Below are 26,964 nucleotides of genomic sequence, written 5' to 3'. Positions count from 1 at the left end.
TTGCCTCAAATTTCCGCGTACATTCGCCCAGGGTTGAAAACTCTCTGTGGATCCAGCTGTGCTTTTAGTTGGCGGTGGTAACGCATCAGCGGCTCAGAAAGTGGGTGGAAAGTGGATTCTCCACCGTCGAAGCAAATGGCATGTCCTCTCGCACGTTGGGCGATGGAGCGGATTTCCTCTGCGGATGCATCTGATTTCAGCCAACGCTGTGCTCCCCCCCAATCCACCAACTGATTACCGGGGAGGCGCAAGTCGGGAGAGGAGGCGGGAAGTGAGAGACGCCAGAGGGGGCGCGGATCGTCGAAGAACGGTAAACGCTGTTCCTTGAGGGCATTCCAAAAGCCTGGCTCAACGATTTCGCAGCCAAGTCGATCACGAGCGGCCGCTACCGAGCTTTCACCGCCCTCGAGTCTAAGGTGCAAGCTTTCTCCGTCGTGACACGCGGCGCTTATTGGGAGAGGCTGCTGCCCCCAATCAGCTAGCTTCTGCAGCGCTTCGGGTAAATCTATCTTTAGGCTCAGATTTGCGAATGAGCGCGGCTTTGGCAGCACCTTGAGTGATATCTCTGTCAGGACGCCAAGGCAGCCGAAGCTTCCGGTCATAAGCCTAGAAACGTCGTAACCAGCGACATTCTTCATTACCTCTCCGCCGAAACGAAGGTGCTTACCGTGCCCGCTGATGACGCGAGTGCCAAGGACGAAGTCGCGTACTGAACCCACCCAGGGGCGCCGAGGGCCAGATAGTCCCGCAGCAACCATCCCGCCTACCGTGGCACCCTGGCCTAGATGCGGAGGCTCAAAGGGTAACCACTGGCTTTTTTCGTCCAGAGCCTGTTCCAATTCTGCCAGAGAGGTGCCGGCACGTACGGTGACCACCAACTCGGTAGGGTCGTAGCTAACAATTCCGCAATGCTCCCGCGTATCCAGTTCCTGCCCGATCACCTGCCGGCCAATCCGCGTCTTGCTTCCACCCCCGCGGATACACAACGAGTTTCCATCCGCAAGTGCTGTACGAACTTGCTCAAGAAGGTGGTTGCTAGCGTCAAACGCATGGCTCATCAGAAGCGCTCCAGTTCTGGGAAGGGCAACTTCCCCATGTGCACATGCATTGCTCCAAACTCAGCGCAGCGGTGAAGGGTAGGGATATTTTTGCCAGGGTTAAGCAACCCAGTGGAATCGAAGGCCGCCTTTACTGCGTGAAATACAGTGATCTCGTCCGCGTTGAATTGCGCGCACATCTGATTAATTTTCTCGCGTCCTACTCCGTGCTCACCGGTGATGCTTCCACCCACCGCTACGCAGAGTTCGAGAATCTTTCCTCCAAGGGCCTCGGCGCGTTCCAACTCGCCGGGGTGGTTGGCATCGAATAAAATCAAAGGGTGCATATTGCCGTCGCCGGCGTGAAAGACGTTGGCCACCCTTAAGTCATATTTTGCGGAAAGCTCAGCAATGCCGCGGAGCACTCCCGGTAGCTCGCGTCGAGGGATAGTCCCGTCCATGCAGTAGTAATCAGGAGATATCCGACCAACCGCAGGGAAAGCATTCTTTCGGCCAGCCCAGAAACGCACTCGCTCATCCTCATCTCGAGCCAGTCGTACTTCGGTTGCTCCTGCTGCTTCGAGCACTTGGCTTACTCGCTCACACTCATCGTGTACATCCGCCTCTACGCCATCCAGCTCGCAGAGCAAAATGGCCTCTGCGTCCACCGGATAGCCAGCATGGATAAAGTCCTCTGCAGCACGAATCGCTAAGTTGTCCATCATCTCGAGACCGCCTGGGATGATGCCTGCGGCAATAATGTCACCCACCGCGCGACCTGCCTTTTCCACCGAGTCAAAACTAGCCAGCAAGACCTTGGCTACCTGTTGTTTGGGCAACAGTTTTACAGTTACCTCGGTAACGATGCCGAGCATTCCCTCTGATCCAGTGAAGAGCGCAAGCAGATCAAAACCAGGACTATCAAGGGCATCAGAGCCCAGAGTTAGGCGCTCGCCCTCGACGGTGAGAATGTCCACCGCCAACAGGTTGTGGACCGTGAGGCCGTACTTCAGGCAATGCACGCCGCCGGCGTTCTCAGCCACATTTCCGCCAATGGAGCAGGCAATTTGCGAGGATGGGTCAGGGGCGTAGTAAAGGCCAAAAGGTGCAGCAGCCTGCGAGATGGCAAGATTACGCACACCGGGCTGCACGCGTGCGTTACGACCCGATGGGTTAATTTCGAGAATGCGATTGAACCTGGCCATGACCAAGAGCACGCCTTGCTCCAGTGGAAGCGCACCACCAGATAGACCCGTACCAGCCCCACGAGCCACAACTGGTACACCACGCTGGTGGCATAGTTTGAGCAAGGCCTCTACCTGCTCCACTCGCTCCGGCAAAGCCACGAGCATGGGGGTTGTACGATAGGCAGACAGGCCGTCGCACTCGTAAGGTTTGAGATCCTCCTCGCGATGGAGGATATCGAGGTCCGGCAAGAGCCCACATATTTCGGTCAGAAATGCAGATTTATCGACTCTTGGTAACACTCCATCAACGTGCTCGTCGAAGAGGATGTTCATATCAGGCTCATTTGTTTTTTATTGTGTTGATGCCGACCAGTTGTGCTGTCATGGCTCAGTTGGTCGAATCCGAGTATTTGTCCTGCTGATTAACCGCTGGGCTGCATTAACCTGTATAAGCAGGCGGCGCCTGCTTACTGCAAATTTTTTGCTATGTGATTTATGAGCTTCAAGGGTTCTTTGCTATCCAGTACCGTGAAAATGAGATCCCGCTTGCCTCGTGGCAGTTGCTTCATGCAACGCTTCGCGGTTGCTCTGATTGCATTGTCTGTTTTATGGATGCGGGCCGCCAATAATAGTGCAAGTACCGCATCTTTGTGATTCAAACCCATTACTTTCAACCTTTCCGGTCAATTCTCATTGAATCGCCTGATAATTCTCGAAAAAAGCAATATTCCCCCTGCCTCGTGTGGATGGGTAGGGGGCAACCTCGCTACTTATTCATCTTAGCTAGTAAGTCCGAGGCACTGTCTTTCCCAATGAGCGGGCACGAGATATTTCCATCAACTACTGCTTCGAGAAATGACCTTTTGATGTATGACGCTTCGCTTGGCGCTGAATCCACCCGGTCTCTCAAAAGCTCATAGAGCGCAGGCTCCTCGAACGCGGGAGGGGCCATCAGCAATGCGATCAGCTCTTGAGTCTGACTGGCATCCAGTTTCGGGCAAGGAAGACCATTCTCTTCTGCTGCATGCATGAGAGTCAGATAGGACGTCAGCATGGTTCACTCCTGGCGCCATCAAAGGCGCGGGTATCGCCATCGATAAAGGGTAGGAGCAGCACCGGTTCTGGGTGACCACCTGATTCCCGGCCGCTCAGCCTGCTCCTACAAAAAGGGCCGCCATAACCGCCGTCTGTTGTGCGTCGGTACTTCAAGGTCGGCGATGGAAAAATAACATTCTTTCAGTTATTGTCAACTAGCGGGCGACTCTTGTTGTTCCCGTGCAACGGTGCTGTCTGCTCTGCAGCACTTCGTGTGTCCGGCAGGTCCGGGTTCCTACTTGCTCTCCTGAGGGAGTCCCTATGAAAGCACTGGTCGCTGTGAAGCGCGTGGTCGACTACAACGTGAAGGTCCGCGTCAAGGCGGACAACTCCGGCGTCGATCTCGCCAACGTAAAAATGGCCCTCAACCCCTTCTGCGAAATCGCCGTGGAAGAGGCTGTTCGCCTGAAAGAGAAGGGTGTGGTCACCGAAATCGTCACGGTCTCCGTCGGCCCGACCGCTGCCCAGGAGCAACTGCGTACCGCGCTGGCTCTGGGTGCTGATCGCGCCATCCTCGTTGAAACCAACGAAGAACTGAGCTCCCTGGCCATCGCCAAGTCGCTGAAAGCCCTGGTCGACAAAGAGCAGCCGCAGCTGGTCATCCTCGGCAAGCAGGCCATCGACAGCGACAACAACCAGACCGGCCAGATGCTGGCCGCGCTGACCGGCTACGCGCAAGGCACCTTCGCCTCCAAGGTCGAAGTTGCTGGCGACAAGGTCAACGTCACCCGTGAAATCGACGGCGGCCTGCAGACCGTTGCCCTGAACCTGCCGGCAATCGTCACCACCGACCTGCGCCTGAACGAGCCGCGCTACGCGTCGCTGCCCAACATCATGAAAGCGAAGAAGAAGCCGCTGGACGTGGTGACCCCGGACGCCCTGGGCGTTTCCACCGCTTCCACCGTGAAGACCGTGAAAGTCGAAGCTCCGGCTGCCCGTAGCGCTGGCATCAAGGTCAAGTCCGTTGCCGAACTGGTCGAGAAACTGAAGAACGAGGCGAAAGTAATCTGATGGCTATTCTGGTAATCGCTGAGCACACTTCCTCTGGAAAAGCAGACGGCGCACTGGGCGCTGCCACTCTGAACACTGTCGCTGCCGCGCAGAAGATTGGTGGTGACATCGCTGTCCTGATCGCTGGCCAGAACGTCGGTGGAGTGGCTGAAGCCGCTGCCAAGATCGCTGGTGTTGCCAAGGTGCTGGTCGCCGACAACGTTGCCTACGCTCACCAGCTGCCGGAGAACGTCGCTTCGCTGGTCGCTGAGCTTGGCAAGGGTTACAGCCACGTGCTGGCTCCGGCCACCACCAACGGTAAGAACTTCCTGCCGCGCGTCGCCGCCCTGCTGGACGTCGACCAGATCTCCGAAATCATCGAAGTGGTCAGCGCCGACACCTTCAAGCGCCCGATCTATGCCGGTAACGCCATCGCTACCGTGCAGTCCTCGGCTGCCGTGAAAGTGATCACCGTGCGTGGCACCGGCTTCGACGCCGTTGCTGCCGAAGGTGGCTCCGCCGCTGTTGAAGCTGTTTCCGGCCCGGCCGATGCCGGCAAGTCCGCCTTTGTCGGCGAAGAGCTGGCCAAGTCCGACCGTCCGGAACTGACCGCTGCCAAGATCGTCGTATCCGGCGGCCGCGGCATGGGCAATGGCGACAACTTCAAGATCCTCTACTCCCTGGCTGACAAGCTGGGCGCTGCCGTCGGTGCGTCCCGCGCCGCGGTCGACGCCGGCTTCGTGCCGAATGACATGCAGGTCGGCCAGACCGGCAAGATCGTTGCTCCGCAGCTGTACGTGGCCGTTGGTATCTCCGGCGCCATCCAGCACCTGGCGGGCATGAAGGATTCGAAAGTGATCGTTGCGATCAACAAGGACGAAGAGGCGCCGATCTTCCAGGTCGCCGACTACGGCCTGGTCGCCGATCTGTTCGAAGCCGTGCCGGAGTTGGCCGGCGCGTTGTAAAACGCCGCACCTTTTCTGATGTCTGTAGCGCGGGGCCGAGCCGTTAGGATTGGCCCCGCGTGTCATTTCGGGATTCAGACTAGTCGCGTGGCCTTTAGAGGATCAATCATGCGCTACAAGCTGTTAGGCCGTTCAGGATTGCGGGTTTCCGAGCTTTGCTTGGGAACCATGACCTTTGGCAATACCGGTTGGGGGAGTGACGAGTCTGAGGCTCGCTCCATCTACGCACGCTTCCGCGATGCGGGTGGCAACTTCCTCGATACTGCCAATGAGATCTATGCACAAAGTCGCTCCGAGGAAGTGTTGGGCAGATTGGTTACATCGCATCGCGATGAGATGGTGATCGCCAGTAAGTATTCCCTGGCGTTGCCCGGCAGTCGCGATCCGAATCTGGCTGGTAATCATCGCAAGAGTTTACGTCGATCAGTTGAGTCCAGCTTAAGCCGGCTGGGCACTGAATATCTCGACCTGCTCTGGGTGCATGCCTGGGATGATCTCACTCCTGCCGAAGAGACGATGCGAGCGCTGGATGACCTTGTGCATCAAGGCAAGGTTCTTTACCTGGGCATATCTAACGCCCCGGCTTGGGTCGTGGCAAAGTGCAATATGCAGGCGCGGGCCATGGGGCAGGCAGCATTTATTGCGCTGCAGGCGGAATACAACCTGATAGAGCGCTCGGTCGAGCAGGAATTGCTGCCGATGGCCCATGATTTCGGCATGGGTATTACCGCTTGGTCGCCTCTTGCAGGGGGCCTGCTGAGCGGAAAATATTCCGATCCGCAGCGCCAAGCTGGACGCCAGCGCCTGGATGTCGCCAGTCTGGGCGACATTGGCGAACACGGAATACGGGTTGCGCGAAGGGTCGTGGAGGTAGCCAGCCGGCTTGGCCGTAGCCCTTCTCAAGTGGCGCTGAATTGGCTGCGCGCGAGCCCCGGCACCATCCCCCTGGTCGGGGCGCGCACTCTGGCACAACTGGAGGATAATCTTGGTTGTCTAGAGTTCACGTTGGATCAGGAAACGCTGGCTGAATTGGGGAAAATTGGAGAGCCGCTAGTGCGTTATCCGCAGTCGTATCTGTTGAAATACCGCGAGCTACTATCGGCGGGTTTCGCCCAGCGAATAGACCTCAAGGGGTGAAAGCAAACGACCGCCCAAATGGGCGGTCGTTTCAATGGGCAATTCAGAGATCCTGGAGATCCAAGATCTCCTAGGTATCAGGCTTCTTCGGCCATGATTTTGCCGTCTTCCTTTGCCACTGCGGTGAACATCTTGATGATGTCTCCGGAGGTCACGCGACGACGCACTTCGCCTTCCGCCAACGGAGCCGGGCCGCCGTACGACTTGGCTGCGGTGTCGACATCTTGCGCAAGGGCACGCAGTGCGCCGACAGTGCACTTGTCACGACCACCCATCTTGCCGAAGGCGTCAAAGTTGTACAGACGCAGGGCGTTGCCGTGGGTGATCTTGTCGACAGCGGTGGGGGAAAGGTTCTTAAGAGAATTGAGCAGCATGTCTGCCGACTCCGGCCACACCGTATCGGAGTGCGGATAGTCGCACTCATAGGCGACGTTATCTTCACCGATATCGTCGAGGTTCTTCAGGCCGAACACGTCATCGATAAAGCAGGTCTGGAAATGCTCACGGAATACTTCGCTCGGCTTTTTGCCACCAAAGTCTGCATAGGTCCATGCGCGATGGTGCTCATGGACAAAGTCGGCGCGTTCCAGAAAGTAGGGAATCCAACCGATGCCACCTTCGGAGAGCGAGATCTTCAGGTCTGGGTAACGCTGAAGTGCCTTCAGGTGCAGCCAATCCGCTGCTGAGTTCACGATGGAGATTGGCATCGTGATGATCCACGCGTCGATTGGCGAATTCATCGAGGCATGCGGAGCTTGGGCTCCAGAGCCGATATGAATATTGATGACCACCTTGTTTTCTGCGCAGACCTTCCACAGCGGCTCCCAGTGCGGATCGTGGATGCTTGGCTGGCCTTTGAGCGAGGGGTTGTCAGAGAAGGAGATGGCGTGGCAACCCTTGGCTACAACACGTTTAATCTCTGCAACAGTGGCATTGATGTCCCAGTAGGGGACTATCGCGTTGGGAATATTGCGGCCTGGATAGCTGCCGCACCATTCATCGATGTGCCAGTCGTTATAGGCCTGCAGCAGAGTCAGGGCGTTCTGTTTATTGTCGAACTGATGGAACAGGCTACCGTCAAAGGTCACCACGCTAGGGAAGTTCAGCGAAGCCAGCAGGCCATTGGCGTTCATGTCGTCGATGCGCGCGTGGATGTCCCAAGCGCCTTTACGCATCTGGTCGAATGAGATCGGCTCGCAGCCATATTCTTCACGCAGGCGGCCTACTACGGCGTTCAGGCCAATGTTGCCGGCGCGGCGACCCTCGAACAGCCAGTAGTCGGCGCCATTCTTGTCTTTGAGCACCTTGGGAGCGAACGCTTTCTGGGCAGTGGTCAGGTGCTGCTCGAACATGGTTGGCGGCTCGACGATGTGGTCGTCGACGCTGACAAGAATGAGATCTTCGACTTTCATGCTTAATCTCCATCGCTCAAGACGGTTGCCGGAAGGGGGGGAACCCAGCCCCGGCTGCTTCGGGTTGTTGTTGTATGCGATGTTGGACCTTACCTCCTGCACGCCCAATCATCAAGAGAAAACAGACAAATAGTCAGTTATTGAGTCGATCGAGAAACGCTAAAGTGCTCCTGGACCGAGCATTGCCCTCGTAATTCTCCAAGGCCAAATCATCATTGCCTATGTGAGTCATACGCATGGCCCGACGGAAGCGTCTGGAGGTCTTTCTGGTTAAATAATACAATGTCACTTTTATCGCAATGGCGAGATGTCGGGAAATGAGGTGTATGCGACTCCTTTGGATGATGGTTCTTTGGGGGGTACTAGCTAACGGCGCCTGGGCGGCTGCCAGTGGCTACGACAATGATGATGTGCAGGCTAAAGCGCTCTTGAATGACGCCGTGGACTACTACCGCGCGAACAAGGAGCGGGCGTTACCTGTATTCAGCCGCCAAGGCCCCTTTGTGCGTGGACCTTACTACGTCTATGTGATCGACACCCATGGGGTGATGCTGGCCAGCGGTGGCCCTTCGGCCAGTATGATCGGTACGCGAGTGATAGACGGCCTGCCGGCTGATTTGGCGCTGTCATTCCAACAGGCGCTGCGTGTCGCTGAGGGGCAGGGAATACAGGAGGCCGAGTATCACTGGAAGAACTGGCAAACAGGTCGAGTCGAGCGTAAGAAAGTTTTCTTCCAGCGTGTCGATGACAAGCTGCTGGCAGCTGGATACTTCATTTCCAAAGCCTCTCCGGCAAGCGCTCGGGCGCTCCTGGAGAAAGCGGCGATAGCAGTTGCCAACTCCCCATCGGAAACATTTGCAGCCATAAACGCGCAGAGCCTGGCGTTCTTGGAGGATGATTTGTACGTATTCGCGGTCGACATGCGTACTTCGAATTACGTGGCTCACGGTTACAACCGACGTCTCGTTGGAACGGATTTCCGCCGGGTCAAGGACCCACACGGTCTGCCGGTCGGCATCACGTTCTTGAAGTCGGCTGCGCACGACAGCGAAGGTGCTTTGGAGTACCTGTGGCCCAATCCGGTGACCCGTCTGGTGGAGCCCAAGCACACTTACTATCGAGTGGTTGGGCCCTACTTGATCGCTGTCGGCTATTACGTCAAAGCGGCTGAGTAGCCGTTTTCCGGACGTCCTATCAGGATTGAGGTGCGATCAGGTCCTTGAGGGAGGTTGTTTCATCGGCAAGCATCGCCGCAGCACCGCTATAACCTCCGTGGACCAGCTTCTTCACTGCCATGAACTCCTGCTGGCGGTTGATGCAGTCCGCTGCAATCAGCCGGCCCTGGTTCAGGTAGAAGGCAATGAACGAGCGTAGCGATGGTTTGCCTCTGATCACCACCTGGTCGTAGCCCTGGTTCAGGCCGCTGATTTGCAGCTTGAGGTCATACTGATCCGACCAGAACCAGGGAATCGCCTGATAGGCCTGAGATTTGCCATTGATTGTTGCCGCTGCCGCACGTGCCTGTTCGACAGCATTGGGAATTGACTCAAGGCGCAGTCGCCGGGCATAGAACGTACTGGGATGGTTGCTGCAGTCGCCGATGGCGTACACATCAGCGGCCGAGGTTCGGGTGAACTCGTCCACGAGGATGCCGTTGTCGACGGCAATTCCTGCCTGTTCTGCCAGTTCGATATTCGGCTGTGCGCCTATTCCAACCAACACCAGATCCGTTTCAATTGCACTCCCGTCAGCGCACACCAAGGCCTCCACTCGCTGGCCGCTGACATCCAGTTTCAGGTGTTCGAGCTGGCTATTGAGGCGTAGATCAATCCCGGCAGTTCGGTGTTCATGATCGTAGAAGGCGGAAACTTCGTTGGCAGTTACACGCGCCAACAGGCGCGGCATGGCTTCCAATACAGTGACTGTTAGGTCGGCCTTCTTGGCAACAGCGGCTACCTCCAGTCCGATGTACCCTCCACCCACGATCGTCAACCGTTGCCCTGGCTGCATTTGTTCGCGTAAGTGGTAGGCGTCTTTCCGACTGCGCAGATAGTGGAGGTTCTCTGGCAGGGTAGCGCCAAGGCCCTCGAGCTGAAGCGGGCGGGCCCGGCTTCCGGTGGCGAGAATGAGGCTCGAATAATGTAAGTGGCTGCCGTCGCCCAGCTCGATCCATTTTGCAGTGGTGTCGATGCGAGTCACCGTCGTTTCGCTGCGCAATTCTATTGCGGCCGTCTCATAGGTGGCGGCTGGACGGATCGGCAGGCTCTCAACCGCAACCGTTCCACTGAGATAGGCTTTCGACAGAGGAGGGCGCTGATAGGGCAGTCCTGCTTCGTTGCCAATCAGGATGATGCTGCCGTCGTAGCCGCCTTGCCGCAACGAAACCGCAGCCTCGCTGCCCGCGTGACCGGCGCCGATGATCAGGGTTTGCTTCAGGGTCGTCATGGCGTTTCTCCCGGGGCTGCGCCTGTTAAGCCATTTCCAGCATGGCGAAGTCTTCCTTGGTGGCTCCGCATTCGGGGCAGATCCAGTCCTCCGGCACGTCTTCCCAGCGGGTGCCCGCTGCTATGCCTTCCGTGGGCATTCCCAGGGCTTCGTCATAAATGAAACTGCAGAAAAAGCATTGCCACTTCTTCATTGTCGCTCCGGTCAGTTGCAGCATCCGAGGGATGCTTTGCGTTTGGATCATGGAGCCTGCCGGCTCCGGTGGACGGGCCTCAGTCGAGACGGACGACGACTTTGGCGGAGTCGCCGGCCTGCTGCGCTGCAGCAAAGGCGTCGGCGAATGCTTCGAAGGTGAATTGATGGCTGAGCAGGGGCGCCACCGAAAGCTTGTCATCGCTCAGCATCAGCAGAACCTCGGGGAACTCATCGGGGTACGACAGTGAACCGAGCAGGGACAGCTCCTTGATCATCAACTGAACCATATCTAGCTCCACCGGCTGCTTGTGGGTCGCGAGCACCACAATGCGGGCTTTGTCCCGGGCCAGGGCTACGGTTTGCTGTAGCAGGGTGGCGTGGCCGGCACAGTCGATATATAGCGAGCAGTCAATCAGGGGCTGCCCGGTCACACTGCTACGCACCTTGCCGAAATACTCGGCAAGAGCTGTCGGCAGATCGTCTCGGGTAGGATTGATAACCTGTTCGGCACCCAGTTGTTGAGCCCGCTCCAGGCGGCTGTCGATTACGTCGACCGCCACGATGCGCTGCACGCCGCGATGCTTAAGTGCGGCGATCACTCCCAGGCCGATAGGGCCGGCTCCAAAGACTGTGACCCGATCATCGGCCCGGGCTTCGCCAAGGTTGAGCCCATGCATGCCCACCGCCAGCGGCTCGGTAAGTACGGCTCGTTCGAAACTCATGTTCTCTGGAATCTCGAATAGCGACTTGCCAATGACTGCTTCACGTACCAGCAAGTATTCGGCGAACCCACCATGCACGGGATCGCCAGTGCCAATGCGGTTGCTTCCGTGCATCGGGTGGACTACCACGCGCTGGCCGATGTAGAGGCCGGATACATCACTGCCCAGTTGATGAATGGTGCCGACCAATTCATGGCCCAAGGGCATCGGCTGCGGTGATTGGCGGCCTATGTAACCGGCTCGGGCGAAACCCAGGTCACTCCCGCAAATGCCGAACATCGCGACCTTCACCACCACCTCGCCAGGGCCGGCGACGGGCATCGGCACCTCGTCAATGCGCAGGTCCTGGGGACCGTGCAAGCGCACTTGCCTCATGATTTTCTCCTCATGGGAAAACCCAGCCAGGGCCTTTCCACTGATTAGACTACGGTCGCTCAAGCCAGGTTGGCGCGCCCCTTGACCAGGCGCAGCGGGGTGTATTCCATCACCAGCGTGCCGTCCTGCTTCACCACACGGTTTCGGGTCCGCACCAGGCCCATGCCCGGTTTACCTTTGCTCGGCCGCGATTCGATCACCTCAACCTCGACGTGCAGGGTGTCGCCTGCAAAGGTCGGCCCCTTTATGTCAAGTTCCATGTTCAGAAACGCCACGCCAACGCCCTGTAGGGCTGTCTGGAACAGCAAGCCTTCGGCGAAGCAGAAAACCTGCCCACCCGGAACCAGGCGCCCGGAGAAGCCAGCGTCATGGAGAAATTCGACGTTGGTGAACAGGACTTCGAGCATGCCGGTGCTGGAGATGAAATTGACGATATCGGCTTCGGTTACGGTGCGGCCGTAGGTCTTGAAGCGGCGGCCGACTGGCAGGTCTTCCCACGGGAAGCCAGTGCCGATGGTTTCGAGTTCGCTCATGGCGCTTTCCTTCGATTTGAGAGGGTGCGTGGCTGACGGCTCAGATCGGATCCCAGGTGGTCAGCTGTGGCGAAGGGATGTTGTCGTAGAAGGAACTGCGCATCGCCGGGATTGCGTGTTCGGCAATGCTCTCCGGCGTCCAGCCGTCGCTGCGATGGACCGAACGGATTACCCGGGATTGGGAGAACAGATAGATCTCGTTGGCACGCACACCAAATATCTGTCCGGAAACGCCGGCCCCTGCGTCGCTGGCGAGGTAAACCGCCAATGGGGCGATCTTGCGAGGCTCCATAGTCTTGAGTTTCTCCATGCGAGCCGCGGCGTCTGGAGTATCGGTGGGCACTGAGGCGGTCATTGCCGTCCAGGCCCAGGGGGCGATGCAGTTGGAGCGTACGTTGTAGCGCGCCATGTCGAGCGCAATGCTTTTCGACAGGCCAACCACTCCGAGCTTGGCTGCTGCATAGTTGGCCTGGCCGGGGTTACCGATAAGGCCGCTGGTGGAGGTCATGTGAATGTAGGCGCCGCTGTTTTGGGTCTTGAAGTGGTGCGCTGCGGCCTTGGCGACGAAGAATGAACCATTGAGATGCACGCCGACCACGGCCTGCCATTCTTCTTGCGTCATGTTGAAAAAAAAGCGATCCCGAACAATGCCAGCATTGTTGATGACGCAATCCACCTGTCCGAAGTTGTCCAGGGCCGTCTCGACGATGCGGTGAGCTGAGTCCCACTCAGCGACGCTCTCGACGCTTGCGACAGCCTCACCACCGGCCGCACGGATTTCCTCGACGACCGCTTCGGCGGCGCTGCCGCCGCTCTCATTGCGACCTAGGTCATTGACTACTACGCGTGCACCTTCGGCCGCGAAGGCGAGGGCGAACTCGCGCCCGATGCCGCTTCCGGCGCCGGTAATCACAACCACTTTATCTGCAACCATGTTCGGCATGCTGCCTCCTTTGATGAGCTATTGCTGCACGACGCAGGCGTCGTTCTGGATGGCCGATGCTAGCATGGTAACTGTAAGAGTGTCAGTTATCGAGTGAGGCTGGGTTTATTTTCGTTACTCGAGGATATTGAAAATCGCTTAGATACTCCTGCTTGTGCCCGTTCTTGAAATGTGTCGGATGTTGCTATAGGTTCAGGCAATAGCTGTTATTCTGTTTATTATCGCGGCGAAAGAGATGCGTCCCGAGCATCGTGATGTACCTTTGCGGCGCGCTGGGGAGAGCTTCAGAGCGACGTGCGGCGCACTTGTTGACGATCCTTCGCAGAGAGGGCACGCGAACGGCTCTATGACACTCAAGGGTGTTGGTTCGCGAAGGCTGCAGGCTTAGAGGCATTGTCGGTTGCCTGTCTGGGTTCCGAAGAGAGAAGTCCAAGGCGGCAGTCCGATCGATGGACTATTCGAGTTGTCCACTTGGCAACGGCGAGATCGCGAACGGGCGAATGGCGCACTAGAGCTATGCGGTGATTAATCGGCCCACTGTCGAACGTATCGAGCACTGCTGGGGCAGCGTGCAGTGCGGCGGCGCCATGATCTTTTCGATTTCTTGGAACTATTAGGACGAAGCTATGGCTTATGAAGTCAGCATGAACAAGCAGGGCCAGGTCCTGGGGCGTAAGGGGCTGGAGACTCGTCAGCGATTGATGGCAGCTACTCGTCGGTTGCTTTACACCCATCCGCTGGTGGATATCACTGCAGTTGCTATTGCCAAGGCTGCTGGAACCTCGTCGGCAAGCTTCTACATGTACTTTGACGATGTGCAGGATGTGCTCTATTCACTCGGTCTGGTCGCCGGGGAGGATATGGCGAATGTCGCCGCTTTGCTGGAGGGGCCCTGGGATCCCGCGAAGTTCGAGGAGGAGGCATTGCGTTTGATCGAGGCGCTGAATGGCGTCTGGAGCCGACATCGCGAAGTATTGCGGTATAGGAACCTGGAAGCCGACCGAGGCGATCCGCGTTTCGAGGAGCTTCGGATGAACACCTACATCCCCTTCATCGAGCGTTTCGCCAAGTTGATTCTCTCGGTTAACCCCGCTATTGGCAGTCGGAAAAAGAGCGACGCCTATGCAGAAGCCACTGTGCTCCAGGCCGCCATGGAGCGACTCGCGGCCACCGACCCCGTGGTAATGGAGCGAGGCCTTGGGGCAAAGCGGATCAACGCTGCAATCGCTCGAATGGTAGTGCAGACCCTTCAGCAGGGCGCTGTTGTGCCTCCCGTGGCAGAGAAAGCCGAGGCGCCAAAGGTCCGTAAGCCTCGTGCGAGTAAAGCCAAGGAGGCGGCTGGCGAGCAGCCAGCCGTCGAGAAGGCCTAAGCCACGTACTCGATGACGCCGTGACTCAGCACCGGTTTGTCGCGCTCGATGGCGTGCATTCGGAAGAGGGCGAGACCCGGTTCGCTGTGCCAGAGTTCGATGCGCATGGTTTCGCCGCTCAGCATCGGTCCGGCGTAACGTACCGACAGGCTGCGTAGGCGTGGCGCATCGTTGTCGCAGACCATCCGTAGCACGCCCCGGCCGGCCAAACCGAAACAACCCAATCCACGCAGCACAGATTGCTGTTTTCCCTCGGTTTGGGCGGCGACGGCTATCTCCGCCGACAGGCGGAACAGGCTGTCCGGTTCCCTCGGCGTAGCGATCTCCAGGCTGGCATCGGCCGGCCGCTCCGGTAGCGGGGTGGGGCGCGGTGTGTCCTGGGGCTTGCCGCCGAAGCCGCCATTGCCGCGTAGTACAGTGGTTACTTCGATGCTGGCTACAGCCTCACCCTCTGGGGTATTGAGGTGCAGGCTCTGCAGCATCATCGCGCCGCGCTCGGCGCCGCGATCATAGATCTCGTCGATTTTCTGGGTGATTACCAGTGTGCCTTCACTGGCCAGGGGGCGATGCATTCGAAGGGTTTCCTGGGCGTGGACGATCTGCTGCCAGGCGATACCGGTGCGCGGATCCTGCTGCCAGAACTCGCCATCGGCCAGGGCGACGGCGGACATCGGCAGAGCGACCAGGTCGCCGTTGGCGTGCAGGTAGGGGGAATCGATCTCTGCCCAATCAGCCGAGGACCCTGCGCCAAAACCACGGGCGTAGGCGATACAGTCGGCCGCACTGTAGTGGCGGGTCATTACAGGGAATGGCCAGTCCATCAGGCGCTGGTAGTCGAGGCTCACGGCGAGCTCCCTTGTCTGGAAGATGGTGGGGCGGGCGCCGGTCTGAACCAGCGCCCGGTTGGTGCGCGACTCAGGATTGCGCCTTCTTGGCGGCCTCCATCGAGGCGCGCATGCCGGCAGCAGCGACAGCGAAGTGTTCCTTGGTAGAGGTGCTGAGAATGTGCGTGTCGAAGTGCGCCATCAGCGAGTTGCGGAAGCCAGCGATGTCGGCGGAGCGGTTGATCGAGCGCTTGAGCATGCGAATGCCGATGGGCGGCGCAGCGGCGATGCGGTTCGCCAGTTCGAGAGTGAAGGCTTCGAGCTCTGCGCGCGGCACGACGTGGTTGACCATGCCCCATTCCTTGGCTTCGGCGGCTGGCAGCCGCTGGCCAGTGAAGAGAAACTCCTTGGCCTTGCGAGTGCCCATTACCCACGGGTGTACCAGGGCTTCAACCGAGGCCGCAGCCAGGCTATGGGCAACCGGGTCGCTGAAGAAGGCATCCTCGGAAGCGATCAGCATGTCGCACATGTTTGCCACCATGAAGCCGCCGGCGATGCACGCGCCCTGGACTTGGGCGATGGTCGGCTTAGGGAAGTCCCAGATGCGCAGAGCGTTGCCCAGGTAGTGTTCGCTTTCCCACAGCCAGTGCTCTTCGGGTGAGTAGGCACCGCGTTTCTCCATGCCATCCATGAGGTCATGGCCGGCGGAGAAGTGCTTGCCGTTGGCGCCGATGATCAGTACGCGGATGTTGTCGTCATGCTTGGCACGGTCAAGGGCATGGTCCAGCTCGGCCAGCAGGTTTTCGGTTTCGGCGTTGGCCTGGTTGGGGCGGTTATGGCAGATCCTCGCAACGGCACCGAGGACTTCGTAGGTGATTTCCGAATAATCCATCTTGTTTTACCTCGCAGGGGTCACGCGTCGAATTCGGCGTAACCGTTGTTGAGAATGAGCACGTCGCGTTCTACGGCGCGGGCGCGGAAACCTGCCTTGCCTTGACCTTCCAGCCATACCTCGACGCGCAACGTCTCGCCGGGATACATCGGGGCGGCGAAGCGAAGGTTGAGCGCACGCAGACGGTGGGGATCGTTGTTACAGAGCAGTTTTACGATGGCGCGGCCGGCCATGCCGTAGCTGCTCATGCCATGCAGGATTGGCTTGTCGAAACCGGCGCGAGCAGCGAACTTCGGGTCGATGTGCAGCGGATTGAGGTCACCCGAGAGTCTGTAGATCGTTGCCTGCTCAGGGCGGCTGGCGAGTTCGACGCTGAGATCAAAAGGGCGATCCTCGGGTAGCGCGTGTGGCTTTGGTTGGCCTTCGGCGGTGCCGCCGAAACCACCATTGCCGCGCATGAAGGTCGACCAGGTGGAAGTTGCCAGTAGTTCCTCAGTCTCAGCGTCATAGATGCGCCTTGACATGTACATCACTGCGCCCTTGTCAGCACCCTTGTCGAAAATCTCATCGACGCTGTCGCGGCCGATCAGGGTTCCGTGGGCCGGCAGCGGCTTATGAATACGCAGGAATTGCTCGCCGTGCAGGACCTTGGTCAAGTCGATGCCGGCTTCCGGGTGGTCCAGCCAGAACTCTCCGCTGGCCATGATCGTCGCCATGCTTGGCAGCGCTTTCAGGCCCTTCTCATAGACGAACTGCAGGTCTTCCTCTGGCAGGGGATTGCTTGTGGCTGCGCCGACGCCCAACGCGTAGAGGATGGTGTCCCGCGCGCTGTAGGTCTGTCTGCCTTCTTTTATGGGCCAGTTCTTGATGCGGTGGTAGTCCAGTGGCACGTCGGGCTCCTTGGTCGGGCTTTTATTTTCTCCTAGCATTGCTCTTTGCTTGAAAACTGTCAAACAGTCAGTTACATCATGTAGTATGCCCATAAGGAAAAGGTATTTTGGTTGATCCTTGACACTTTCCTGATGGCATATCAGTTGTTGCCGTAATCAAGACAGCCCTCGCTGAGGCCTGGACAGCGGCAGAGCGCATCAATCAATCAATAAGAATCTGGGAGACGGGCAATGGCTCTATTGGATGGCAAAGTCGCAATCATCACTGGCGCCGGACGTGGTCTGGGCGCTGCCCACGCGCACCTCCTGGCCCGTGAGGGCGCTGCGGTAGTGGTGAATGATCTTGGGCGAGACGAACAGGGCAATTTCACTGCTGAAAGTGTGGTGGCAGAGATCCGCACCGCGGGTGGTCGGGCGATTGCTCACACTCAAGATATTTCCACTACAGAAGGAGGAAGGTCGCTGCTGGATACCGCCCTCGGCGAGTTCGGCCGGGCCGACATCCTGATCAACAATGCCGGCATCCTGCGTGACAAGTCCTTCCTCAAACTGGAGGAGGGCGACTGGGACGCGGTACTCAAGGTCAACCTGAAAAGCATGTACGCAGTAACCCAGCCGGTATTCGCCTGGATGAAGGAAAACGGTGGCGGGGTCATCGTCAATACTTCCTCGACCTCCGGCCTTGTGGGCAATTTCGGCCAGTCCAACTATGCCGCCGCAAAGTGCGGTGCTTGGGGGCTGTCCAATGTGCTGGCCATCGAGGGAGCGAAGTTCGGCATTCGTGTCTGGACCTTGGCACCGGCTGCCGTGTCAGCGCTCACCGCGCCACTGATGGATGAGGCGACCAAAGCGCAAATGGCTCCCGAGTTCGTGGCGGAGGTCGTGCTCTATATGGTCAGCGAACTATCCGGCAAACGGACAGGCCATTGCCTGTTCGCCTCGGGGCAAAGTGTGCGCGAGCTTAAGCTGGTTTCGGCAGAAGGCATTAGGGGCGGCGGCATCGACTCCAGTTTTGACGCACGGAAACTGGCTGCGTCCGAAGAGCAGGTTTTCCGCGCCGAGGCGGCGCTGACCATCATGGATTTCGCCAAGTAAGGCGCCCGCAGGCAAACCAACAGCAATGCCGGGGCGGCGATGCTGTCCCGAGGGAGATCAATATGAGCAACAAGGTTTTGGTCGCCGGTGTGGGCATGGTCAAGTTCACCAAGCCTGGCAAGAGCGAGATGTACGACGTAATGGGGGCCGATGCGGTGGTCCGTGCGTTGACCGATGCAGGGATCGAGTACTCCCAGGTGCAGCAAGCCTATGCCGGTTTCGTATCTGGTGATACTTGCTCCGGTCAGACAGCGCTGTATCGAGTGGGCCTCACCAGCATTCCGGTGATCAATGTCAACAACGCCTGCGCCAGTGGCTCTACGGCGCTGTTTCTGGCCCGCCAGGCGGTGCAGAGCGGCGCCGTCGATGTGGCCCTGGCGGTCGGTTTCGAACAAATGAACCCGGGTGCGCTCGCTGGCAGCGATGCGGCAGCACGCACGCCGATTACTGTGCGCATCGATGAGGCCACCCGGCGGATTCGCGGCTGGGACGACCAGGCACCGAGCGGTCCGCAGTACTTCGGTGGTGCAGGTGCCGAGTACATGGAGAAGTACGGAGTTTCCGCAGAGCTATTCGGCCGCGTGTCGGTCAAGGCTCGCAGCCATGCCCTGCGCAACCCCTATGCGCTGTTCACTGAACCGCTGACCCTGGAGCAGGTGATGGAGTCGCCTCGCATCTTTGGTCCAGTCACCCGCCTGATGTGCTGCCCTCCGACCTGTGGCGCAGCGGCGGCGGTGGTGGTCTCGGAGGCTTTCGCGCGCAAGCACGGTCTGCAGAACTGCGTGGAGATCGCCGGCATGGGTATGGCTACCGACTCGCCGGCCAGCTTTGAGTCCGGCAGCATGATTGAAGTGGTCGGAGCTGGTATGACCCGTACCGCAGCACATCAGGCCTATGAGCAAGCAGGTATTGGTGCGCAGGACATCGATCTAGTCGAGTTGCATGACTGCTTCTCGCCCAACGAAGTGCTCTGTTATGAAAGCCTCGGGCTATGTGCTGAAGGCGGTGCCGAGCAGTTCGTGATGGATGGGCAGAACACCTATGGCGGCAAAGTGGTTACCAACCCTTCCGGCGGTCTGCTCTCCAAGGGGCATCCGTTGGGCGCCACCGGTTTGGCGCAGATCACCGAAGTAGCCTGGCACCTGCGTGGCCTTGCCGGTGATCGTCAGGTTGCCGATGCACGCATTGGCGTGCAGCACAACATCGGACTCGGCGGCGCCTGTGTGGTGACTGTGCTCAAGCGTATCTGAAGATCCCGTCCGCCCGGCTGCGGTCGGGCGGACGATTGGTAAGGGTGAATCATTAATGAGCGAGTCGATGTCCCGGCAATATCGGGAAATTCTCCTTGGTGTGGGCGAGGATCCGAGCCGCGAAGGCCTGCGGGATACGCCTCAGCGAGCCGCAAAGGCCATGCAGTTCCTGTGCAACGGCTATGGCAAGACCCTGGATGAAGTGGTCAACGGTGCGCTGTTCGAGTCGGACAACGATGAGATGGTGATTGTCCGCGAAATCGAGCTGTACTCGCTCTGTGAGCACCACTTGCTGCCCTTCATCGGCAAGGCCCATGTTGCCTATATACCGACCGGGCGCGTATTGGGATTGTCCAAGGTAGCTCGGATCGTCGACATGTTCGCCCGTCGCCTGCAGATCCAGGAAAATCTTACCCGGCAGGTCGCCGAGGCGATTCAGCAGGTAACCGGCGCAGCGGGCGTGGCAGTGGTGATCGAAGCCCAGCACATGTGCATGATGATGCGGGGTGTGGAGAAACAGAATTCCGTGATGAGTACTTCGGTGATGCTGGGTGCATTCCGCGAGTCAGCCAATACGCGCCAGGAGTTTCTCCAGCTGCTCGGGCGGAGTCGCTAGTATGTCTTCAGTGCAACCGAGCATGGCTCGTATCCGCGTCAAGAATCTGCGCTTGCGCACGTTCATCGGAATCAACGAGGACGAGGTTCGCAACCGCCAGGACGTCGTGATCAACCTGGTAATCGAATATCCGGCTGAAGCGGCTGTCCGGATCAACCAGATCGAGCACGCCTTGAACTACCGGACTGTTACCAAGGCGGTTATCCGCCATGTTGAGGAAAATCGTTTCGCACTACTCGAACGCTTGACTGAGGAACTTCTCGAGCTGCTGATGCAGAACCGGGTGGTGGGCTTCGCAGAAGTCGAGGTGGACAAACCTCATGCACTGCGCTTTTCCGACTCGGTCTCAATCACCTTGTCCCGCTGTCGTTGAGGCAAGGGTGGCCACGTCGCAAAGATGCGCGTCTGGCATTCGTGCGTGTTCTACAACAGGTAGCTATTAAGTTACGAGCAACGAAAAGGCCAGGCAAATCGCCTGGCCTTTTCGTTGCAGTGCCTCAGGGCGTTAAAGCGTTGCCGTGATTCGTGTCCACAGGTTCGCACCTTCGCTTTGCAGAGTTTGCTGGCCGAGGCGTTCCGACCACCAGTGCTCGCTGCCCGCATCCGCGCGCCATTGCCACAGGCGGCGGGTGTAGTAGTGCAGACTGTGCTCGTCGGTTACTCCAATGGCGCCGAAGACCTGATGGGCGATGGCGGCTGCTCGAGTCGCCGAGCGACCGACCAGACTCTTGGCTACGGCGGCTCCCTGCTCCGAGTTGCCAGCATCGATCTGCCGTGCAGCATAGAGCCCGGCCACTTGGGCGGCGGCGGCCTGAGCTGCGAGTTCGGCGATCATTTGCTGAATTGCCTGGAATTTGCCGATCGGCTTGCCGAACTGAATACGGGTATTGGCGTACTCGACGCAGAGATCGAGTACTTGATTGAGCGCGCCAGCGATCTGGATGCTGCGTAGCGTTGCGAGGTAGGGGCGCAGGCCGAGTTCGCCGAGCGTGGGAGTCTGGACCATCTGCAGTGGCAGCACGCCGTCGAGTTGGTAGCGTGCGCAGGGTAGGCGGTCCAACGTGTCGATCACGGCCCGCTGGCCTTGATCGGCAGACAGCAGGCAGAGATAGCGAGCGTTACCTCTTTTCGCGCCAAGCACGACGTGGCTGGCCACCGGCAGCCAGGGCAGCGCCGAATCGGTCCCGTGCAGCCGGCCGTTGCTGTCCAGGCGGAATTCCGCATCGGACAGCGTGAGGATACCCTGGGGAACCTCCAGGTCGGCTTGGTCGAGCAACCAACCGCTGAGCAGAGCTTCTCCCACCGGGGCAGGGCAGGCGTGAGCTCCGAGCAGGCGCAAGCTTGCCTCACTGGCAGCCCAGCCAAGGCCGGCGCCACCGAGTTCTTCGCGGCACATGGCGAGGGTGATGCCCATGTCCTGCACCTCACGCCACAGGTTGGCATCAAGCCTGCCTTCCTCCGCGTGGATCCAGGCGTCACGGTCGATTCGGTCGCTGAACAGGCGTTGGACCTGCTCGGTGAGCATTGCTTCGATATTCATTTCCATGCTGCTCATTTCAATCCGAGCCCCTTGGCGATGATGCCGCGTAGAATTTCCCGGGTGCCGCCGCGCAGGGAGAATGTCGGCACCGTCTGCACCAGGAAGCCTTGCAGTTCGCTTAGCTTGTCGTTCGCCTGGATGGTTGCCGGCAGGTCCAGCAGTTCGCGTACCAACTCCGGCGTGCGTTGTTCCAGCAGGTTGCCGAGGTATTTTACCAGTGCCGCTTCGCGGGCTGGGGAGTGGCCGCCCTGAAGCTGCCCAAGAATTGACAGGGACATTTCACGCAGCACGGTCATTTCCGCTACCACCTCGCCGATACGGCGGGCGGCCAGACGATCTGTTGCCTGTCCGGCGCGAAGGGCGTCGATGGTCAGCGGCAGCAGTGGGTAGCAGCTCATGTAGCGATCCGGTTGGCTGCGTTCGAAGGCGAGCTCGGCGCTGGCCTGGGCCCAGCCGTCGCCTTCGCGACCCACCAGCATGTCGTCGGCGACAAACACATCATCGAAGGTCACTTCGTTGAAGTGTGCTTCGCCGGTGAGGTCGTGGATAGGGCGAACTTCTATGCCTGAAGAGCGCATGTCGATGAGGAACTGTGACAGGCCTTTGTGTTTCTCGCCGTCTGCCTGGGCGGTGGTACGAAACAGGCCAATCATGAAGTCGCAGAGATGAGCATTTGTGGTCCAGACTTTGCGGCCGCTCAGGCGCCAACCGCCATCTACGCGGGTGGCCCGCGAGCGCAGAGAGGCCAGATCGGAGCCGGAGTCCGGCTCGCTCAGACCGATGCAGAACGACGCTTCGCCGCGAGCGATCAGTGGCAGGAAGCGTTCACGCTGTGCGGTGCTTCCCAGGCGCAATAGCAGAGGGCCGCTCTGGCGGTCGCCGAACCAGTGCGCACCTAATGGTGCACCAACGGCAAGCATTTCCTCGACCACGACGTAGCGTTCCAGTCCCGAGCGCTCATGGCCGCCATAGGCCTTCGGCCAGGTCATGCCGATCCAGCCGCGGGCGCCAACCTCGCGGCTGAACTCGCGGTCGAAGCCGGTCCAGGAGTGACCGACCTTCCAGCCCGACCAGTGGCGCGACGCCTCGGTGAGGAAACCGCGAACTTCCTGGCGCAGCGGCTCTAGCGCAGCGGGTATTTCCAGGGGTTTGAAATTGAAGGCAGCTGTCACGGTTAGTCCCTCAGATCACGTTGCGCTGGCGCAGATCGTCGATTCGCTCCGGCGAGAGGCCAAGCCAGTCGCGCAGCACGATGTCAGTATGTTCACCAATGGCCGGCGGCGGCAGCTTGTACTGCACTGGAGTGGCGGAGAAGCGCAGCGGGCTTGCGGCACTGCGCACACTGCCGTTGAGTGGATGTTGCTGGGTGACGATCATCCCTCGATCGATCACATGCGGGTCGGTCTCCAGATCGGACATGCCGTTGATTGGCCCGCAAGAGACTGTGTTGGCGTTCAGGTGCTCGATCCATTGCGCTTTGGTGCGACCGCGCAGGGCTTCGGTAAGCTGCTGTGAAAGTTCCTTACGATTGGCCACTCGTGCTCCGTTCTTGGCGAAGCGCGGATCCTCAATCCAGTCCTCCCGCCCGACGGCTTTCGCCAGGCGCACGAACTCACGGTCATTGAAAGTGGCGACCAGTATGTAGCCGTCATCCACCGCATAGACGCCGTAAGGTGATGCACTGGGATGGTCGTTACCCGTACGCCCGAGTTCCTTGCCGCCGTTGAACCATGCCGAGAATGTGTTCAGCAGTGTCGCCATCTGCGCATCGAACAGCGATACGTCGATGTGTTGACCGCAATTGCTCTGTTGGCGGTGGTTGAGTGCGCCAAGCACGCCGATCGCTGCATACAGACCAGCACAGATATCGGCCACGGGTACGCCCACGCGCATTGGGCCGTCGCCGACTTCGCCGTCACGGTGGCCAGTTACAGACATGACACCGGCCATGGCTTGGATCAGGTAGTCGTAGCCAGAGCGGTTGGCGTAGGGGCCGGTCTGGCCGAAGCCCGTGATCGAGCAATAGACAAGCCGCGGGTTGATTGCGCGAAGTTCTTCGTAGCCCAGCCCGTAGCGGGCGAGGGTGCCGGTTCGGTAATTTTCAAGGAGCACGTCGCAATTGGCGACCAGCTGACGGATCAGTTCGGCGCCTTCGGGTTGCGCGAAGTCAACGGTAAGCGAACGCTTATTGCGGTTGGCGGCCTGGCTATAGGTCGACTCCTGATGTGGCTGGCCCTCCGTACCCTTGATCCAGGGCGGGCCGATGCGGCGAATGTCGTCACCTTCGCCCTGGCGCTCGATCTTGATGACTTCCGCGCCCATGTCGGCGAGGATTTGCCCGGCATAGGGGCCGGCTATCACTCGGGTCATGTCAAGAATGCGGATGCCGCTGAGCACTTCTGCCTGGTTCTGCGAGTTGGTGTTATTCATGTTCATACCGCGATGGTGTAGCCGCCATTGACGGAAAGGACCTGCCCGGTGATGTACGAGGCACCTTCGGATAACAGGAAGCACACGGGAACCGACACTTCTTCGGGCGAGGCGAAGCGGCCGAGAGCGATCTGCTGCAGGTAGGTGTCGAGGAAGCGAGGATCGGTGCGCACCTTCTCAGTCATGGCGGTCTCCACCATGCCGAAGCAAACGGCATTTGAGCGCACGCCGTACTTCGCCCATTCGCGAGCAGCGGTCATGGCCATGCCGAACATCCCTGATTTGGCTGCTGAGTAGTTGATCTGTCCGAGGCTGCCGCGACGTCCGGCATCGGAGGAAATGAACACAACGGAACCCGGAGCGCTATCACCGCCCTTGGCGCGCTCGATCAGATGGCGGCCCACCGCCTGGGTGAAGAGGAACGAACCGGTAAGGTGGACGTCCATCACCAGTTGCCACTGCTCCAGGGTCATTTTCTCGATCATCGCCGGGCGGCCGATTCCGGCGTTGTTGACCAGGCCATGGACCGCTCCGAAGCGCTCTACAGCGGCGGCCACTGCTCGCTCGACGAATGGCGCGTCGGCCACGCTACCGACCAGCGGCAGGTAACTTTCTCCGAGCTCCGCCGCTGCGCTCTTCAGGGCCTCCTCATTGAGGTCGACCGCTGCCACGTTGCCACCCAGTTCGATGACCAATCGCGCGATGCCCAGGCCGATACCCTGTCCGGCGCCGGTGATGATGATGCTGCGTCCCGCTAGGGACATCGGGTTCCTGATGCTGTCGGTCATGCTGTTCGCCTAGTTGCTGTGGGGATCGAAAATGACGAAGTGCTGCTCGCCTTCCGCGACGATGCGCGCCTTGACCCGTAGGCCGATGCTGACCTGATCGGCTGGTAGGCCTTCGACACGGCTCATCATCCGAGGGCCTTCATCGAGGTCGATGAGAGCAACGTTGTAGGGCTCGGCGGGTGGCTTGGGACGCACAACGGTCAGTGCGTAGACGCAGCCCAGACCACTGGCCTCGACCCACTCGAGGTCGGTACAGCCAGTGCCGGGTTCCAGCACTCGTGGGTAGAAGAAATGCCGACCGCTGGCGCGGCTGCGCTGAAGCATGAAGCGTCCCTGATGGAGGAAGTCCTGGAAGTCGAGGTCTGGGCGTGGAGTCATGGCGCTTCCGCGTCTCCGCTGCTGTCGGAATGATTCGGCTGACGCTCTATAACTGTTTAAGGGTCAGTAATTGAGCGGTTCATTGCCATGATTTCAATTGACTGTTGAAGGTTCAATTGCAAAACTGGCATATCGTTAGTTTTTAATATGCGTGCATTCGCCTGCCCAGTCAAGCGCGCCCCGGCCGGGAATGGCAGGGCTGTTGCTTCAGCTCAGGGCGCGGGAAAGGACAGCCATGAAGAGATGCCAATGAACGACAACTCGGGTTCGCTATGGGCGCCATTGCGCTTTCCTGCCTTTCGATGGCTATGGCTCGGCGCGCTGGCAATGAACTTGGCAATCTGGATGCAGAACGTCGGTGCGGCCTGGCTGATGGTGTCGCTGACCACTTCGCCGATGCTGGTGGCGCTGGTGCAGACTGCGATCAGCCTGCCGTCGTTCTTCTTCGGCTTACCGGGAGGGGTATTCGCCGACATCTTCAATCGACAGCGCTATCTGCTGGTCACGCATGCTGGAATGCTTTTTGCCTCAGTTACCCTCGTCGGCGTCTGTGCGGCTGGGGTCGTCGGGCCTTGGGCGTTGCTGGGACTAACCTTCGCCTTTGGTATCGGTTTCGCCCTGCAGGGGCCCGCCTGGTACACCACCCAGGCTGAGTCCGTACCGCGAGCCTTCATGGCGTCGGCGATGGCTTTGTCTTCCGTTTCCTATAGCGTTGCGCGAGCGGTGGGGCCTGCGTTGGCCGGTGGGGTGGTGGCGGTATCCGGGGTGGTGAGTGTCTTCATCGTTTGCACAGTGCTGCTGTGTGGATCGTTGCTGGTGGTGGCGTGTATGCGGCGCCCCGCGGATGGCTCGACGTTGCCGGTGGAGTCCCTGTGGAGCGGCCTGCGCAGTGCGCTGCGTTACGCCCGGCACTCGTCGGTTATTCGCGGCCAGTGCCTGCGGACTATCGCCTTCGTCAGCGCGGCCAGCGCGCTCTGGGCGCTGTTGGCAGTGGTCGCCCGTGACTCAGGTGGCGCTGGAGGTTATGGCTTGCTACTGGGGAGCATCGGTGCCGGGACCATGTTTGGAGCCCTGATTCTGCCGGTGCTGCGTGCCCGTCTGGAGCTCAACCGGATGATTGCCTTTGCGTGTGTGGTCTATGCACTGGGAATGTTCGTGGTTGCGCAGACCCATCTGGCATGGCTGCAGTGCACGGCTCTGTTCATCGCCGGCATCGGCTGGATGTGTATCGGCACCAGCAACCTAGTGGCGATCCAGTCGGCTGTTCCGCCGTGGATCCGTGCCCGCTCAGTGGCCATCTATATGCTGGTATTTCAGGGGGCCCTGGCCATCGGTGGCGCAGCTTGGGGCGCGGTGGCGAGTCACTTCGGCACGCGCGTGGCGCTAATGCTGGCGGCGGCGGTCACGTTGCTTTCGCTGTGGGTGATGCAGCGCTATCAAGCGCGTTTGGGCGAAGAGTCCGAGGTCACTCCTTCGACAGGTGAACTTCCACTTTTCTCCTTCGCGCATCTTGAACCATCGGAGGGCCCGGTAGCGGTACAGATCGCCTACCAGGTGCGGCCGGAGGATCGCGAAGAGTTCCTGCGGCGCATCCAGGTCATGGGTATCCAGCGGCGGCGTGATGGCGCCGGGTTTTGGCGGGTCTACCGGGAGCTGGAGCGTCCTGCCTGGTACATGGAGCGCTTCATCGTCGACTCCTGGTCCGATTACTTGCGCCATCAGGCGCGAACCACCATGGCCGACCGCGAGGCAGAGGCGCGAGTGCGTGACCTGCATTGCGGAGAGCAACCGCCCACTGTCTCGCACTACATCAGCGAGGCCGCGGCGAGCTAACTCGCTGCAGCCGCGCCCCTGC

28 protein-coding genes are annotated in these 26,964 nt (G+C 59.5%); 10 read left to right on the top strand and 18 right to left on the bottom strand.

Annotated elements, in window-relative coordinates; translation table 11 throughout:
• Positions 1-5: 5 nt before the first annotated feature.
• From glcE to L6D89_RS20865, 4 genes are all read right to left on the bottom strand, one after another.
• Complete coding sequence (gene glcE / locus L6D89_RS20880; protein ID WP_373874978.1) at positions 6-1,058, bottom strand: glycolate oxidase subunit GlcE; 1,053 nt, start codon at positions 1,056-1,058, stop codon at positions 6-8.
• Complete coding sequence (glcD, locus tag L6D89_RS20875) at positions 1,058-2,557, bottom strand: glycolate oxidase subunit GlcD (RefSeq protein ID WP_236201038.1); 1,500 nt, start codon at positions 2,555-2,557, stop codon at positions 1,058-1,060. Before glcD ends, glcE begins: the two co-directional genes overlap by 1 nt.
• A 134-nt stretch (positions 2,558-2,691) precedes the next feature.
• Positions 2,692-2,889, bottom strand: coding sequence for a DUF7740 domain-containing protein (locus L6D89_RS32945; protein WP_236201037.1), 198 nt, complete (start codon positions 2,887-2,889; stop codon positions 2,692-2,694).
• A gap of 101 nt (positions 2,890-2,990) precedes the next feature.
• Positions 2,991-3,278, bottom strand: a complete 288-nt coding sequence (locus L6D89_RS20865; protein WP_196913540.1) for a hypothetical protein — start codon at positions 3,276-3,278, stop codon at positions 2,991-2,993.
• Between the two features lie 302 nt (positions 3,279-3,580).
• Here L6D89_RS20865 and L6D89_RS20860 point away from each other — a divergent pair, with 302 nt between their 5' ends.
• From L6D89_RS20860 to L6D89_RS20850, 3 genes are all read left to right on the top strand, one after another.
• Complete coding sequence (locus L6D89_RS20860; protein ID WP_236201036.1) at positions 3,581-4,330, top strand: electron transfer flavoprotein subunit beta/FixA family protein; 750 nt, start codon at positions 3,581-3,583, stop codon at positions 4,328-4,330.
• Positions 4,330-5,274 (top strand): electron transfer flavoprotein subunit alpha/FixB family protein, encoded by a 945-nt coding sequence (locus tag L6D89_RS20855; RefSeq protein WP_236201035.1) that lies wholly within the window; start codon positions 4,330-4,332, stop codon positions 5,272-5,274. The genes L6D89_RS20860 and L6D89_RS20855 overlap by 1 nt, the downstream gene beginning before the upstream one ends.
• A gap of 108 nt (positions 5,275-5,382) precedes the next feature.
• Positions 5,383-6,411 carry an aldo/keto reductase gene (locus L6D89_RS20850; protein WP_236201034.1) on the top strand — a complete coding sequence of 343 codons (1,029 nt, stop codon included), beginning with the start codon at positions 5,383-5,385 and terminating at the stop codon, positions 6,409-6,411.
• Between the two features lie 77 nt (positions 6,412-6,488).
• Here L6D89_RS20850 and L6D89_RS20845 read toward each other — a convergent pair whose 3' ends face one another.
• On the bottom strand, positions 6,489-7,823 hold the full coding sequence (locus tag L6D89_RS20845; RefSeq protein ID WP_196912408.1) for an amidohydrolase family protein: 1,335 nt from the start codon (positions 7,821-7,823) through the stop codon (positions 6,489-6,491).
• Positions 7,824-8,149: 326 nt separating this feature from the next.
• Between L6D89_RS20845 and L6D89_RS20840 the strand changes: the two genes are divergently transcribed.
• Positions 8,150-8,998 carry a cache domain-containing protein gene (locus L6D89_RS20840; RefSeq protein ID WP_196912407.1) on the top strand — a complete coding sequence of 283 codons (849 nt, stop codon included), beginning with the start codon at positions 8,150-8,152 and terminating at the stop codon, positions 8,996-8,998.
• Between the two features lie 19 nt (positions 8,999-9,017).
• Here the strand turns inward: L6D89_RS20840 and L6D89_RS20835 are convergent, their stop codons facing one another.
• From L6D89_RS20835 to L6D89_RS20815, 5 genes are all read right to left on the bottom strand, one after another.
• A complete protein-coding gene (locus L6D89_RS20835) occupies positions 9,018-10,268 on the bottom strand; it encodes an NAD(P)/FAD-dependent oxidoreductase (protein ID WP_236201033.1) in 1,251 nt (416 codons plus the stop codon).
• Positions 10,269-10,293: 25 nt separating this feature from the next.
• Entirely contained in the window at positions 10,294-10,461 is a 168-nt protein-coding gene (locus tag L6D89_RS20830) for a rubredoxin (protein ID WP_196912412.1), read from the bottom strand.
• A 79-nt stretch (positions 10,462-10,540) separates the two neighbouring features.
• On the bottom strand, positions 10,541-11,560 hold the full coding sequence (locus tag L6D89_RS20825; RefSeq protein ID WP_236201032.1) for a zinc-dependent alcohol dehydrogenase: 1,020 nt from the start codon (positions 11,558-11,560) through the stop codon (positions 10,541-10,543).
• Between the two features lie 59 nt (positions 11,561-11,619).
• Entirely contained in the window at positions 11,620-12,093 is a 474-nt protein-coding gene (locus L6D89_RS20820) for a MaoC family dehydratase (protein WP_024764200.1), read from the bottom strand.
• 40 nt (positions 12,094-12,133) lie between these two features.
• Positions 12,134-13,036, bottom strand: a complete 903-nt coding sequence (locus tag L6D89_RS20815) for an SDR family NAD(P)-dependent oxidoreductase (RefSeq protein ID WP_236201031.1) — start codon at positions 13,034-13,036, stop codon at positions 12,134-12,136.
• Between the two features lie 626 nt (positions 13,037-13,662).
• Here L6D89_RS20815 and L6D89_RS20810 point away from each other — a divergent pair.
• The gene (locus L6D89_RS20810) at positions 13,663-14,406 is read left to right on the top strand and encodes a TetR/AcrR family transcriptional regulator (protein WP_236201030.1); all 744 of its coding nucleotides are present in this window, start codon (positions 13,663-13,665) and stop codon (positions 14,404-14,406) included.
• Here the strand turns inward: L6D89_RS20810 and L6D89_RS20805 are convergent.
• From L6D89_RS20805 to L6D89_RS20795, 3 genes are all read right to left on the bottom strand, one after another.
• Positions 14,403-15,251, bottom strand: coding sequence for an FAS1-like dehydratase domain-containing protein (locus L6D89_RS20805; protein WP_236201029.1), 849 nt, complete (start codon positions 15,249-15,251; stop codon positions 14,403-14,405). The two genes, L6D89_RS20810 and L6D89_RS20805, sit on opposite strands and share 4 nt — an antisense overlap.
• Before the next feature lie 70 nt (positions 15,252-15,321).
• Positions 15,322-16,122, bottom strand: coding sequence for an enoyl-CoA hydratase (locus L6D89_RS20800; RefSeq protein WP_196912399.1), 801 nt, complete (start codon positions 16,120-16,122; stop codon positions 15,322-15,324).
• A gap of 20 nt (positions 16,123-16,142) precedes the next feature.
• Positions 16,143-17,012 carry a MaoC/PaaZ C-terminal domain-containing protein gene (locus L6D89_RS20795; protein ID WP_236201028.1) on the bottom strand — a complete coding sequence of 290 codons (870 nt, stop codon included), beginning with the start codon at positions 17,010-17,012 and terminating at the stop codon, positions 16,143-16,145.
• A 231-nt stretch (positions 17,013-17,243) separates the two neighbouring features.
• Here L6D89_RS20795 and L6D89_RS20790 point away from each other — a divergent pair, with 231 nt between their 5' ends.
• From L6D89_RS20790 to folX, 4 genes are all read left to right on the top strand, one after another.
• Positions 17,244-18,107, top strand: a complete 864-nt coding sequence (locus tag L6D89_RS20790) for an SDR family NAD(P)-dependent oxidoreductase (RefSeq protein ID WP_196912396.1) — start codon at positions 17,244-17,246, stop codon at positions 18,105-18,107.
• Between the two features lie 62 nt (positions 18,108-18,169).
• Positions 18,170-19,357 carry a thiolase C-terminal domain-containing protein gene (locus L6D89_RS20785; RefSeq protein WP_236201027.1) on the top strand — a complete coding sequence of 396 codons (1,188 nt, stop codon included), beginning with the start codon at positions 18,170-18,172 and terminating at the stop codon, positions 19,355-19,357.
• Positions 19,358-19,424: 67 nt separating this feature from the next.
• Positions 19,425-19,973: a GTP cyclohydrolase I FolE gene (gene folE / locus L6D89_RS20780; protein ID WP_373874977.1), complete on the top strand. Its 549-nt coding sequence runs from the start codon at positions 19,425-19,427 to the stop codon at positions 19,971-19,973.
• Between the two features lies 1 nt (position 19,974).
• The gene (folX, locus tag L6D89_RS20775; protein ID WP_236201026.1) at positions 19,975-20,346 is read left to right on the top strand and encodes a dihydroneopterin triphosphate 2'-epimerase; all 372 of its coding nucleotides are present in this window, start codon (positions 19,975-19,977) and stop codon (positions 20,344-20,346) included.
• Between the two features lie 132 nt (positions 20,347-20,478).
• On the opposite strand, the gene L6D89_RS20770 is transcribed toward folX, so the two are convergent.
• From L6D89_RS20770 to L6D89_RS20750, 5 genes are read right to left on the bottom strand one after another with little or no spacing between them, the layout of a single operon-like run.
• Positions 20,479-21,498, bottom strand: coding sequence for an acyl-CoA dehydrogenase family protein (locus L6D89_RS20770; protein ID WP_236201025.1), 1,020 nt, complete (start codon positions 21,496-21,498; stop codon positions 20,479-20,481).
• A gap of 26 nt (positions 21,499-21,524) precedes the next feature.
• Positions 21,525-22,685, bottom strand: coding sequence for an acyl-CoA dehydrogenase family protein (locus tag L6D89_RS20765; RefSeq protein ID WP_236201024.1), 1,161 nt, complete (start codon positions 22,683-22,685; stop codon positions 21,525-21,527).
• A gap of 10 nt (positions 22,686-22,695) precedes the next feature.
• Positions 22,696-23,943: a CaiB/BaiF CoA transferase family protein gene (locus tag L6D89_RS20760; RefSeq protein WP_236201023.1), complete on the bottom strand. Its 1,248-nt coding sequence runs from the start codon at positions 23,941-23,943 to the stop codon at positions 22,696-22,698.
• Between the two features lie 2 nt (positions 23,944-23,945).
• Positions 23,946-24,731, bottom strand: a complete 786-nt coding sequence (locus L6D89_RS20755; RefSeq protein WP_196912386.1) for an SDR family NAD(P)-dependent oxidoreductase — start codon at positions 24,729-24,731, stop codon at positions 23,946-23,948.
• Between the two features lie 9 nt (positions 24,732-24,740).
• Entirely contained in the window at positions 24,741-25,109 is a 369-nt protein-coding gene (locus tag L6D89_RS20750; protein WP_196912384.1) for a Zn-ribbon domain-containing OB-fold protein, read from the bottom strand.
• A gap of 249 nt (positions 25,110-25,358) precedes the next feature.
• On the opposite strand from L6D89_RS20750, the gene L6D89_RS20745 reads away from it, so the two are divergent.
• Complete coding sequence (locus tag L6D89_RS20745) at positions 25,359-26,942, top strand: MFS transporter (protein ID WP_236201022.1); 1,584 nt, start codon at positions 25,359-25,361, stop codon at positions 26,940-26,942.
• The last annotated feature ends 22 nt before the right edge of the window (positions 26,943-26,964 follow it).

The sequence above is a fragment of the Pseudomonas pseudonitroreducens genome, assembly GCF_021603645.1.
In the GTDB taxonomy this organism is placed as follows: Bacteria; Pseudomonadota; Gammaproteobacteria; order Pseudomonadales; family Pseudomonadaceae; genus Pseudomonas; species Pseudomonas pseudonitroreducens.
This window is presented reverse-complemented; position numbering and strand designations above follow the sequence as displayed.

Excerpts from the sequence above, each read along its gene's own strand:
- L6D89_RS20840 (WP_196912407.1), top strand. The coding sequence starts at position 8,150 with ATGCGACTCCTTTGGATGATGGTTCTTTGGGGGGTACTAGCTAACGGC.
- L6D89_RS20745 (WP_236201022.1), top strand. The coding sequence starts at position 25,359 with ATGAACGACAACTCGGGTTCGCTATGGGCGCCATTGCGCTTTCCTGCC.
- L6D89_RS32945 (WP_236201037.1), bottom strand. The coding sequence starts at position 2,889 with ATGGGTTTGAATCACAAAGATGCGGTACTTGCACTATTATTGGCGGCC.
- L6D89_RS20790 (WP_196912396.1), top strand. The coding sequence starts at position 17,244 with ATGGCTCTATTGGATGGCAAAGTCGCAATCATCACTGGCGCCGGACGT.
- L6D89_RS20860 (WP_236201036.1), top strand. The coding sequence starts at position 3,581 with ATGAAAGCACTGGTCGCTGTGAAGCGCGTGGTCGACTACAACGTGAAG.
- L6D89_RS20865 (WP_196913540.1), bottom strand. The coding sequence starts at position 3,278 with ATGCTGACGTCCTATCTGACTCTCATGCATGCAGCAGAAGAGAATGGT.
- L6D89_RS20800 (WP_196912399.1), bottom strand. The coding sequence starts at position 16,122 with ATGGATTATTCGGAAATCACCTACGAAGTCCTCGGTGCCGTTGCGAGG.
- folX (WP_236201026.1), top strand. The coding sequence starts at position 19,975 with ATGTCTTCAGTGCAACCGAGCATGGCTCGTATCCGCGTCAAGAATCTG.
- L6D89_RS20815 (WP_236201031.1), bottom strand. The coding sequence starts at position 13,036 with ATGCCGAACATGGTTGCAGATAAAGTGGTTGTGATTACCGGCGCCGGA.
- glcD (WP_236201038.1), bottom strand. The coding sequence starts at position 2,557 with ATGAACATCCTCTTCGACGAGCACGTTGATGGAGTGTTACCAAGAGTC.
- L6D89_RS20845 (WP_196912408.1), bottom strand. The coding sequence starts at position 7,823 with ATGAAAGTCGAAGATCTCATTCTTGTCAGCGTCGACGACCACATCGTC.
- L6D89_RS20755 (WP_196912386.1), bottom strand. The coding sequence starts at position 24,731 with ATGACCGACAGCATCAGGAACCCGATGTCCCTAGCGGGACGCAGCATC.
- L6D89_RS20830 (WP_196912412.1), bottom strand. The coding sequence starts at position 10,461 with ATGAAGAAGTGGCAATGCTTTTTCTGCAGTTTCATTTATGACGAAGCC.
- L6D89_RS20810 (WP_236201030.1), top strand. The coding sequence starts at position 13,663 with ATGGCTTATGAAGTCAGCATGAACAAGCAGGGCCAGGTCCTGGGGCGT.
- L6D89_RS20770 (WP_236201025.1), bottom strand. The coding sequence starts at position 21,498 with ATGCTCACCGAGCAGGTCCAACGCCTGTTCAGCGACCGAATCGACCGT.
- L6D89_RS20785 (WP_236201027.1), top strand. The coding sequence starts at position 18,170 with ATGAGCAACAAGGTTTTGGTCGCCGGTGTGGGCATGGTCAAGTTCACC.
- glcE (WP_373874978.1), bottom strand. The coding sequence starts at position 1,058 with ATGAGCCATGCGTTTGACGCTAGCAACCACCTTCTTGAGCAAGTTCGT.
- L6D89_RS20850 (WP_236201034.1), top strand. The coding sequence starts at position 5,383 with ATGCGCTACAAGCTGTTAGGCCGTTCAGGATTGCGGGTTTCCGAGCTT.
- L6D89_RS20760 (WP_236201023.1), bottom strand. The coding sequence starts at position 23,943 with ATGAATAACACCAACTCGCAGAACCAGGCAGAAGTGCTCAGCGGCATC.
- L6D89_RS20825 (WP_236201032.1), bottom strand. The coding sequence starts at position 11,560 with ATGAGGCAAGTGCGCTTGCACGGTCCCCAGGACCTGCGCATTGACGAG.
- L6D89_RS20750 (WP_196912384.1), bottom strand. The coding sequence starts at position 25,109 with ATGACTCCACGCCCAGACCTCGACTTCCAGGACTTCCTCCATCAGGGA.
- L6D89_RS20855 (WP_236201035.1), top strand. The coding sequence starts at position 4,330 with ATGGCTATTCTGGTAATCGCTGAGCACACTTCCTCTGGAAAAGCAGAC.
- L6D89_RS20820 (WP_024764200.1), bottom strand. The coding sequence starts at position 12,093 with ATGAGCGAACTCGAAACCATCGGCACTGGCTTCCCGTGGGAAGACCTG.
- folE (WP_373874977.1), top strand. The coding sequence starts at position 19,425 with ATGTCCCGGCAATATCGGGAAATTCTCCTTGGTGTGGGCGAGGATCCG.
- L6D89_RS20835 (WP_236201033.1), bottom strand. The coding sequence starts at position 10,268 with ATGACGACCCTGAAGCAAACCCTGATCATCGGCGCCGGTCACGCGGGC.